At 61.1% G+C, this 10,193-nt stretch carries 8 protein-coding genes; 5 read left to right on the top strand and 3 right to left on the bottom strand.

Going from position 1 to position 10,193, the window contains the following annotated elements; genetic code table 11:
• The first annotated feature begins 495 nt into the window (after positions 1-495).
• Together BWR02_RS17235 and BWR02_RS21720 are read left to right on the top strand one after the other, a co-directional pair.
• The gene (locus BWR02_RS17235) at positions 496-2,376 is read left to right on the top strand and encodes a metallophosphoesterase family protein (RefSeq protein ID WP_139559147.1); all 1,881 of its coding nucleotides are present in this window, start codon (positions 496-498) and stop codon (positions 2,374-2,376) included.
• Between the two features lie 434 nt (positions 2,377-2,810).
• Positions 2,811-3,143 (top strand): hypothetical protein, encoded by a 333-nt coding sequence (locus tag BWR02_RS21720; protein ID WP_407941086.1) that lies wholly within the window; start codon positions 2,811-2,813, stop codon positions 3,141-3,143.
• Positions 3,144-3,214: 71 nt separating this feature from the next.
• Here BWR02_RS21720 and BWR02_RS17225 read toward each other — a convergent pair whose 3' ends face one another.
• Genes BWR02_RS17225 through BWR02_RS17215 form a run of 3 tightly spaced genes read right to left on the bottom strand, consistent with a single transcriptional unit; the run spans position 3,215 to position 6,675 of the window.
• Positions 3,215-4,231 carry a S1 family peptidase gene (locus tag BWR02_RS17225; protein ID WP_139559146.1) on the bottom strand — a complete coding sequence of 339 codons (1,017 nt, stop codon included), beginning with the start codon at positions 4,229-4,231 and terminating at the stop codon, positions 3,215-3,217.
• 51 nt (positions 4,232-4,282) lie between these two features.
• The gene (locus BWR02_RS17220) at positions 4,283-5,848 is read right to left on the bottom strand and encodes a toll/interleukin-1 receptor domain-containing protein (RefSeq protein WP_139559145.1); all 1,566 of its coding nucleotides are present in this window, start codon (positions 5,846-5,848) and stop codon (positions 4,283-4,285) included.
• Between the two features lie 56 nt (positions 5,849-5,904).
• On the bottom strand, positions 5,905-6,675 hold the full coding sequence (locus tag BWR02_RS17215) for a hypothetical protein (protein ID WP_139559144.1): 771 nt from the start codon (positions 6,673-6,675) through the stop codon (positions 5,905-5,907).
• Positions 6,676-7,393: 718 nt separating this feature from the next.
• Here BWR02_RS17215 and BWR02_RS17210 point away from each other — a divergent pair.
• The 3 genes from BWR02_RS17210 (at position 7,394) to BWR02_RS17200 (ending at position 10,134) form a co-directional block, all read left to right on the top strand.
• Complete coding sequence (locus BWR02_RS17210; protein ID WP_139559143.1) at positions 7,394-8,680, top strand: hypothetical protein; 1,287 nt, start codon at positions 7,394-7,396, stop codon at positions 8,678-8,680.
• A gap of 243 nt (positions 8,681-8,923) precedes the next feature.
• The gene (locus BWR02_RS17205; RefSeq protein ID WP_139559142.1) at positions 8,924-9,112 is read left to right on the top strand and encodes a hypothetical protein; all 189 of its coding nucleotides are present in this window, start codon (positions 8,924-8,926) and stop codon (positions 9,110-9,112) included.
• Positions 9,113-9,177: 65 nt separating this feature from the next.
• Entirely contained in the window at positions 9,178-10,134 is a 957-nt protein-coding gene (locus BWR02_RS17200) for a hypothetical protein (RefSeq protein ID WP_139559141.1), read from the top strand.
• The last annotated feature ends 59 nt before the right edge of the window (positions 10,135-10,193 follow it).

Raw genomic sequence — 10,193 nt, 5'->3', positions numbered from 1 at the left:
GGTCTGCTTCTTCTTCTGGTCATAGGCCAGCGAGGCGAAGGTCGTCTGTTTCATCCGGTCACCGCGTTCACGTGCTCTGTTGGCGATAGCTTACCAGCCGCATTTGTTCAGAGGCTCCTTAGGATGGCGGGGCCGGCCGCTGGACAAACTTGATCCGGCAGCCTGGATCGGAATCGAGAGCAGTGACGCGTTCTCCCGTGTTCCGTTGACGGTGAGTCAGGGAGCCCGCGTGCCTCGCGACAACTTTGGAATTTTGGACAAGAAATATGGAATCTGGAGCATGTTCGTTCGTTCAGGGTCGCCGTAGCATGGGTTGCCTGTCGGGGCCTGGAACGGCTGCACGTGCCTCGTGCCGCCGTTCCAGGCGCAGCGACATCACCTCGGGCCGCCGGAAAGCCCAGCCGAAACGGGGGGCGAGCTGTGTTCTCCGTAGCAAAACCTTGCACGGGCCGATCGCTTTTCAATCGTGTCACTTTCGAAAATGGGAATGCAAGCATGCAAACACTACCGACAGCCCTCAGGCGCCTGAAGCGCTATCTCCTGCCCGCAGTTGTGGCGACCAGCTTTGGACTCGCGCCCGTCCTCACACTGGCCGCCGATACCGAAAGAAGCGCTTGGGTGGAGCCGACAGGTCCTTACGCCACCTCGCAAAACCCCAGCTTTCTGCTGAACATGTCGGCACCGGGAACGGTGCAGGTCGACTTGACCTCTCCCACGGCCAATTCGGTACTTTATCTGACGGGCGTTACCGGATCTCCGGTCCTTGCTATCGACAACAACCCCACCACGCGCCATAGCCGCATCACCCTGTCCCTAGGGCCAGGCCTTTATAACGTGATCGCCGCAACACAAGACTCGGGGCTGGGAGAGTTCGTGCTCAGCACCACCCTGGGGACACTGGAACCGTGTGTGTTTGCCTACACCAACAAGGACTACGGCGGTACCGAGACTCGGTTTTGCAAGGGCTTCATGCCCTCGGTCATCAACGACAGTTATTCGTCGTTCAGGGTTCCCAAAGGCGCCATGGTCCGCGCGTACCAGGATGCAGGGCTAAAGGGAAACAACCGCACCTATTACCGCAATGTCCCCTACGTCGGGGATGGTTTCAATGATCGGATCTCCAGCGTCGCGGTGCAGAACTTCCGCTCCACCGACTTTTTCATGGTCATTGCCTCCGATACCCAGTTAACCTGGCCTAACTGCGGGGACCCTAAATCACCTACAGGAAGCGCCTCGGAGAGGTTAAGTGAAGCGCTTTGTCTTCTGGAGCAGCAAAAGGACGGCGGTCTGTGGTACCCGCATGCCAGCAAGTACTATAACGAATACCTTAAATATTATACCTCTGTCATTGAAAAAAGCCTCCGGAGTACCGACTCGGTCGTGGAACGATTCGGCGGGACCATCATCAATGGCGATCTGACGGCATACGGCAGTCAGAACGGCAATCTCACGCTATTCAAAGACATATATCAAGGTATCGCTTACGATCCGATTTTGACTGGCGTGTTGCCGATAGGAACGCCATTGCCCGGGCTGTTGAATTCCAATCTCTACGTCGGGCTTGGCAATCATGATTATGATGACAACGTAAAGGATGTCTACAGTTTTTACGGGCGTGAGTGTTGGGCGATTTATATAAACGATTGCGCGACCGATATGATGGAATACATGGTCGATCAAGTCCGTACGCTCAATCCCGCCAGGTTTGATTATGCGTCGAGATTGACGTCAACCGCTGGAACGAGGCGGGCCGGTAGCTTTGCTTATTCATGGGATATCGGCAATGTGCACTTCGTTCAGTTGAACAATTATCCAGGATATACGGCCAGGTGGAGGTATCAGACTCCGTCATCATCCGGGCAGTATTATGTGACTCCTTCCCATACTTGGCTGAGGAACGACTTGCTTGGTGCTCGGGCATTGGGGCAGAAAGTCATAATCAATCTCCATGACTGGGGCACGGCCAGATCGGATACCGAATTCATGGATATCGTGAATAACACGAGCCTCTACGGCGTTTCGGCCATCTATTCGGGCCATCTACATCGAAGTGCGGGCAGAGTTCAAGACCTTGGCGTCGGCAAGGCAAAGTCCTATCGAAGCGGTGCGCCCCACGTGGGTACTTTTCTACTCACCCGTCAGGTTGATAATACACTCTACACCTGGCTGATGTGGATCGACGTACTTGGGGATGGTAAGCTGTATGTCCTGGACCCGAAGCAAATCTCTGATTATGGTTTCGCTTCAGTAAGATTGAATATGCTGGCCGGGGACATGACGGGGGCAAAATTGGTGCTCGATACCAAGTCCAACTTTTGTGTGGATTGTTTCGTGAAAGATAACAAGGCGTATGCTTGGAGCCAGACGCTATACTGAGCCCGACTTACGTTTGGCTGTTTTGGCCTGACCCTCAGGCGATTGCTTGTGATTAATGGAAGTTGATCACTCGCCATCACAACCATGGGAGTTCAAACGAACAAAGGTCTGCATCGGTGCAGGCCTTTGTTCATTCTTTCTCGGAGCGTGGGCTCACCCTGCGTAGGTCCGATTAGCGCAGCGTAATCGGACGCATGTGGCCAATGCGCTAGGCTCTTCATCTCTTCATCAATGAAGAACCTAGCCATGCCCGACGAGCCTTCATCCCCGGTGAAACCTGGTTTTTCAAGTTGAACTGGAGCGGCGTCGAAACGACTTGCTGGTCCGCGAAAGCGATTTTTTTGCGAGAACCCGTCCAGCGAGTTCGCGTAAGTTAGGCTTTTCATGTCAACCCACTGTTTTTATTGCCTGATCATCTGCCTTGAGTCTGGACGCTGCCGCCAGACGATGCGGACTTCAGCACGCGGTGGCGTCTGATCAAAAGCGGCTTCTCCCGCGCATTGCCCAGGACCGAACGACTTTCCGATGTACGCAAAGCGGCAGGCGAGCGTGGCATTTGGCAACGGCATTATTGGGAACACCCGTTCCGAGTAGAAGGCCGCTATCAGCAGCATCTGGATTGCGTCCATGTGAGCCTCCTCAAACATGGTCTGGGAAGTCGTTTGCCGGATTGGTCTCACTCCACCTTTCACGATTACGTTTGCCGAGGCATTTATCCTGCCGATGGGTGCGAGGATGCTTCCGGTGTTGTGGCTGGGGAGGCGTGATCCGTGCGTCCGATAACGCTGCGCTAATCGGACCTACGTCGCTACGTCGCTGAACAGGGGTGCGCTGCGCATCAACGCCGCTGCAGGGTAAAGGTTCCGGCCAGGGACGGGCACTCGAATCGGCCCGCCAGCGATTGACCCATCGCGCCGATTTCGGCCGCGAGATTGCAGTTCCCCGACAGGACACTGCTGATGCGGGCGATGAGTTGAGTGCCGCGTACCTCGCCGACGACCGACCCGCGATCCCCACAGTTGTTCTCGAAGGCGCCTGAGACCATCGCTCCGGTCTGGCTCAGGTTCAACGCGGCATTGCAGACGTATTGTTGCCCGTTCAGTGCCTGTCCGAAGCTTTGGCCGATATAGATGCCGCCCAACGCTCCCTCCACAGCGCTCTCCCGGCCCGAGTTATCCTCGCCGCTCTTGTCCAAGGGGTCGGCGCGAACCGTGCCCGCTCCGCGCCCCGCGACCCCTGCCATCGGCACCCCCCAACCCCGCAAGGCCTGGAAGACGGTTTCGGCCGGCGTCGCCACCCCGGATTCCAGATCGTCCTGCACAATCATCCCGACCACCTGGCTGTCCTGTAACAGCGGGCCTCCGGAATTTCCCTCCTGCATCGCTCGATCGAGTTTCAGGTACCGCCCCTCCAGGGATGCGACGGTGGCGCGGACCACCGCCCAGTCGCCCTGACCGCGTCCGAAACCGATGGTCATCACTTCCTCGCCGCCGTTGAGTTCAACGTCGCGGGCCAGACGCAGGGGTTCCGGCTCTTCGCCGTCCAAGGCGTCCGTCGCCACGATCAGAAAGGCTAGGCCGCGGGCATCGTCGCCTTCGGTTTTTCCAATTCGGGCCGTGACAGGACGGCTGCGTGCGCTGAAGAACTCGACACGCGGTGTCCTGTCGCCTGTCACGACGTGCGAGGCGGTGACGATGTAGATCGAATGAGCGTCCCTTGCGACCACGAAGCCGGTTCCGGTCCGATTCTGCGACACGACCCGGACCACGGCTGCCTTGAGTTGCTGGACCGACTGGCCGGCGGCGCTACCCAATCCGCCCAGAAAAATGGCGAGCGTCAGGATGATCCTGTTCATGCTGTTCCTGTCCCTCCTTTCGAAGCACGGCCCGCGGGTGGATGCTTGCCATTAGGCTCCGCGTCCCGAAAGTTCCCGGATTGCCTTGTAAACGGTCATGGCGGCGGATAGCGCCCAAAGCACCATCGCCGTCAGGAACCCGAGTTCCGCGTTGGCTCGGATACGGGTCAGCAGCGTGGGGGCGACTTCCCGGGTTTGCGCCCCGTCCTTTACGCGAATTCTGCCTGTTTTGCCGACGAAGCGTAAGCGAAGGCCCGCTGACGCCGGGTCGCTGGTCAAGTGTGTGATGAAACCGTCCTGTAGCTCGTGCAGGGCGAGCAAATGCGTACTCAACAACCTGATGGGGTCGATACTCGGAAAGTCCGGGAAACCCAGTGTGCCCTCCGCGACCAGCGTCGATTCGAAGTCGCCTTCGCTCGACAGTTCGGTTAGGTCCACCGCGGCGGCCGGTGTGCCACTCTTGGGGATCAGTTCGAGGGTACTGGAGCCCGGCTGCGTCACGACCAGCGTCAGCAGCGTCGGGCGGGCCTCGATACGGAAGCTGGGATCGGTTTCGTGCATCTGCACGAGATAACTCGCTTGGGTCCAGTCCCCGGTGGCCGGAAAAGACGCCAGGGCCACGTACTGCGTCGCCAGTCGAAGTGCAGGGGTCAGGTTGACGACAGCCGAGACCGACTCGCCTTCGATGCCGATCGTCAGCTCAGGCCGGCCCGGGCGTCGCGCCAGTCTGATCCAGTTGCCAGGCGCGGCCCGGAGCGGATCCATCGTTCCGGTGGCTGCGCCAGGCGTCGCGCTCTCGATCGTCAGACTCGGATGCAACTGGGGATCGTCCGGGACAAAGACGGCTTCTCCCATCGTGGGTAGCGGATGCGGTCTGCGGGGCTCTCGCGTGGCGGGTCCTTCGGTCAGAGCCAGCTGCCGGGGCGTGAACGATGCCCGGCGGAAATCCTCGACCCGCAGGGATGAAAATGCCAAGCCATCGAGCACCGGTACCTTCCGGTCACCGCCCACCTGCCATTTCAACTGCTCGACCAAGAGATCGGCCTCGATTCGCACCGCCGGGCGCCACAAGATGGCCGCAAGCCCGGCAGCGCCGATCACAATGGCCGGGAGGGCGAGCGCCGCCAACCGGAACCCGATGCTACGACGCCAATAGGAACGCAGCGGAGGTGGAGAGCGTGGTGCTGGTTCCTCGGCGACCGTTGCCGCGCCGCTGCTCCCGTCGAGATAGGCGTGCAGACTCGACACCAGGCGCTCGAAGCCGGGATGGGACTGCGCCGGATCCGTTCCCGGCCAGCCGGACAGATCCGCGGTCTGGATGCGACGGTAGCCGAAGGGCAGCGTGACCGGTTCCAGCATCGCGGGAAACAGATTGTGGCGGCTTAACCCTTCCCCGGTTTCGTCCTTGACCCATTTGGATTTCACGGATCGCGGCGACCACAGGACGACGATCGATCGAGCGAGCCCCAACTGCCGCTCCAGCTCCGGGTCGAACTCGGTGCCGATGGGGATCTTCCGATCCCACCAGACGGACCAGCCGCGGTCTTCGAGCGCTGCTGCCAACGCCTGCGCGGCAGGGCGATCCCCGCTGGCATAACTGACGAAGATATCCGCCATGGCAATGACCGATTCCGATGTTCTGGAGCTGCCGCCGGTGCGTCGATCTTCGGACGCTATTTCGACCCCGCGTAATAGAAATCAACGGTTTGCAGGATCGGATCGTTGGTGTCGGTGAAGTATCCGGACAGTCTCAGGCGGTAACGGCCCGGAGCGGCGCGGATCGATGCGGGGTTCCACCGAACGGTGAAGGCACGGCCGCCCGGTTGCCCGGGAAATTCCTGACGGTGGACTGCCGTGTCGCTGACTTCGGGATAGATCGCAGCCGTGAGCTTCGCGTGATCGCGGGTACGGAAGGTGAACAGCAGCGGACCGTTGCCGGCGAAGCGGCCAGAGCCCGACAGGTCCGCCGGCGCGACGCGTTCATTCGAACTGGGGGCTGGATAGTCGCCCAGGCGAACGAGTGCGCCGAGGTTGGCAAGCTGGAGCCGCGGCAAGTGCGATACGACTTCTTGCGTCGGCCAACGGAATACGTTCGTTGCGCCTGGCTGCCACGATGAAGCCGGTGTGACGCGGTCCAACCAGTAGTAGGTCCGGTACTCGATTTCACGAACCGTGATTTTCGGGCTGTCTGGCGAAGCCGACGGGTCGAGAAAGAAGGCCAGTGCCAGATCGTCGCGTGGGGTGACGGCGTTTTCGGGGTCGTGGATCGTCGCCGCAAGCAATTCGATACTGTTTCCGGCGACGGGCTTGGCCTTTATCCCCTCGGCTCGGTTGCCCCGGTCCTGATACCGAAGAGCGTCTTCCTGTGCGGATGCAGCCTTCGTCAGCAGTTGAAGAATGAGAAGGAGCGAAGTCGAAACCCGGCGCATCACGAACCCCTGCATGCTGTACTCCATGTGAGTTCAAGGTTCATCGACTCTCAGCATACCACCCCGCATACCAGCGAACGAACGGCTGGAAACTGCGTTCACGAGTTAATCAGCGAAAGCCCCTTCCTTCAGGAACGGGAAGGCGATGAAGCGGGGGACACGGCCGGCCTGGCCCGTTGGGGTAGGCAGCACTGCCGGGCAGGTTCGAGCGCGAATTTGTCGCTCGGCGCCTTGCTCCGGTGTGGAATCCCTGAAAACTCAGACCGAGGTTAATCGGAACTAAGTCGCTGCCGCCGGGGCCTATCGAGCTGAGTGGTGTGGCGAGGCTTCCGGTGTCGTGTCTGGGCATGATGACCCATTCGTCCGCTTACGTTGCGCTAATCCGACCTACGTCGCCGGAGTCTGCGGAAACTCGGGAGATGTCAACGGCGCCCACGACCGACGTATCCATGGGATGTCGGGCGTATCATGCGTAGGTCGCCTGATTCGGCCTGTCTTCGAGTTCCCGCGGCGCATCTCCGGACCACGCCAGGATAAAGAGACGCACGGCGTCGAAGCGAACCGAGGCGGAATACCTGATCCGGGGTCGAATGCTGGGTTCGGGATCTTCTGTTTTTGGCGGGCTTGGCCGAACAGGCCGTGTGAGGACATTTACGCGTAACGCCAATCAAATGGGACCACGTCCCCCGTGGTGGCTCGGTCAAGCAGTGCACGCTGTGCAGGAGGCTGCATCATGAAGATCAATGGTCGCTTGTGGAGCGCTTCGTCAAGCCGTTGCCGATCGACGGGTCAGGTGCCGGCCTGGGCCGGGCGGGTATACCTGTGCTTGTCAATGGCGTTGCTACCCTTGTCGGACGCAGTCGCAGCTGCGGTACAGGGGGAGACGGACGATCCCGCACAAGCCGCGGTCGTTGGATTCAACGCCAGTAAGACTCCGGGCGGCGCGCCCGGCGTGCGAGGGGAGGGATGGGTGGGCGTCGCGGGAAATGGAGCGACGGCGGCGGGCGGCCTCGGTGTCTACGGCATCGGCGCCATCGGGGTTCAGGGTGAAACGGGCGATCCATCCCAGCCCGGGGTCTACGGTTTGAATACGAATACCGAGGTGGCCGGCACTGTCGGTGTGCTGGGACGGGCCTATACGGGCGTAGCCGGTATCGGCAGCGGGACCGCCGGTGGCGTTGGAGTTCAGGGTCGCGGGAGCGTCGGTGTCCAGGGCGAGACCGAGGATCCTGCTCAAGCCGGCGTGCGTGGCGTGAACGGGGCTCCGGGAAGTGGTATCGGCGTCTTCGGTGAAGCCTTCGTCGGTGTCGTCGGCAATTCAGCGGACGGACAGAGTGGTATTGGCGTGCAAGGGAAGGGCGCTGTCGGCGTAGAGGGACTGAGCGTCGGCGGTCGCGGCGTATCGGGCCTGAGTCAGGGCGGCGCAGGCAATTACGGACACAGTGTCTCGGGGCCCGGGGTGCAAGGCGAGAGCGATCAGTTCGAAGGTGTCTCCGGGATCAGCCATAACCCTCAGGCCGCGGGTGTGGCCGGCCGTAATCCCGGCGGTCTGGCGGGTTATTTCGATGGCAACGTCGAAATCAAGGGTGACATCGCCCTGCCGGGTGGGGATGTCGAAGCCCGCATTGCCGCGTTAGAGGGGAGAGTGGCGCAGCTCACGGCGACGGTTGCGCGGATGAGCCAGCTGATGGATTGGCAGATGCCCCCGGTATTCGGCAGACCGATTCCCCAGATCGGCGCCCGACTGGAGCGGGAGAAAGGTCGAGCCGGGATGGTCGTCACGGGTTCCGGTTTCATGCCCGGCGCCAAGGTCCGCATCCGCATCACGGACAATGCCAGCTTTCGAACCGAGGGGAAGGGGGAAGCCAATACCAAGGGGGAACTGGAGCCGTCAGCGTACGTGGAAATCCCGATCGAGAAATCCAAACGCGAGCTGTTCGTGATCGCGACGGACGAGCGGGAGGACTTGCATAACCTGACGGGGGTGCTCTGGAGCAACACCACACCGCGGTCGAAGTAAGGCCGATCTCAGGCGCTGCCCTGGGATCGGCGAACGCGTCGCGCCCGGTATGGAATCGAAGAACGCGCTGCTGCCCACGCCCGATGAAACGCTTGCCCGTCAGTTTTGCCGCGCCTTTCGCGATCTGGCCCGGGCCGATCCCGGCTGGACGCGCGGTTTGCCGCCCATCTCAGCGGTTCTGCCGTCTCTGGGCATCCACGACGACGTTATGCCACGGGTGCTCGAGGTCATGCGAGGGAAGACATGGACGACTTTTCCACCGAGATCATTCCCGATCCGACCCTGTCGGGAGAAGTCTCGCCGGGCGGGGCTCGAAACCTGTCTGGCGGAGTTGGCAGCCAAAAGGCAAAGGCCGTTGAAATCAGCGGTGCGGCGGGCGCGCAGAGTGCCCGACCGACCAAATGCCTATTGACAAAAGTGGCAGGGAGGTAATCATGGGGTCGCCATGGGGCTTTGGCTGGGGGGTTGCACCTACTCAGAGGTCTTGAGGTGACATTATGTCTGAACGAATCAGCCGCTTTCTGTTCGTTGCCGGGATGGTCTTGTCCACCGGCGTATTGGCCGCGCCCGCCAGAGTGGCGATCACATTGACCGGTTGCGGAGCGCGCGGGGGCTTCGTGTATTTCGGCAACGGCGGTGGATATCAACTCCCGGTCTACGATTGTGCTGCTACGATCAGCGGTCACGGTATCCTGCGCGCCGATCAGGTCAACTGCTGGGCTGAGGCCGAGCCGGGGACCTTGTTGAGCATACGGGCCTACCAGTTCTCACATCAGCATTCCTACCAGGCCCCTGGTGGCGAATTCCGCTCCTGGCTGGTGAACTTTGTGGGTTTCAGCGGGCAGTGCTCGGGTTTCGGCGAGAAGCTGTCGAGTCCGTCGGTGTACGCCTGCAATTTTGCGATGCCACGGGATGGGACGTTTCTGAACCTGCGATTCCAGTCCAACCCGAGTTTTCCGGCCCCGCCCATGGAAGGTCCGGTGTGCAACCCGGCGCCTCCGCCAGTCGGTGGGCCCAACGGGGGTGGAGTCGATGGCGCGGCGCTGGTCGGGGCGCTCGGCAACGCCGGTGCAGACATCATCAACCGCCTGAAATTGGGTTTCCTGCTGCAGCCAACGGCGTTATCGATCAATATGCCGACCACGAATGCCGACGGGATCGTCAACTTCACCGTGGCGTATCAGCCTCCGGCCCCGGCCCCGGCACCGCAAGCCAGCGAGATTTACATCAGTGAGCCTGCGGCGGCTGTGGCGCCGCCGGTCATCGTCTCCCGTGGTCGCGCTGTCGTGACACCTCATCAGCCCCTCCTGGTGGAATTGCAGAGCACGCCCGACGGCCGGGCAGCCCTCAGGGGCAAGCAGCGGGCCCGGCTGTACGTTATTGCCAGCTTTCGCGCGAGGGGGGCCGCCGAACGCTTCCGCTGGAGGTCGCGCCGATTCGTGCTGACGCGTTGACGCCATTAAACACGGTGCTCCGTCATCGACCAGTTCCAGTAGCTGGGGAGCGCTCCGTC

Source organism: Methylotetracoccus oryzae, assembly GCF_006175985.1.
GTDB lineage: Bacteria > Pseudomonadota > Gammaproteobacteria > Methylococcales > Methylococcaceae > Methylotetracoccus > Methylotetracoccus oryzae.
This window is presented reverse-complemented; position numbering and strand designations above follow the sequence as displayed.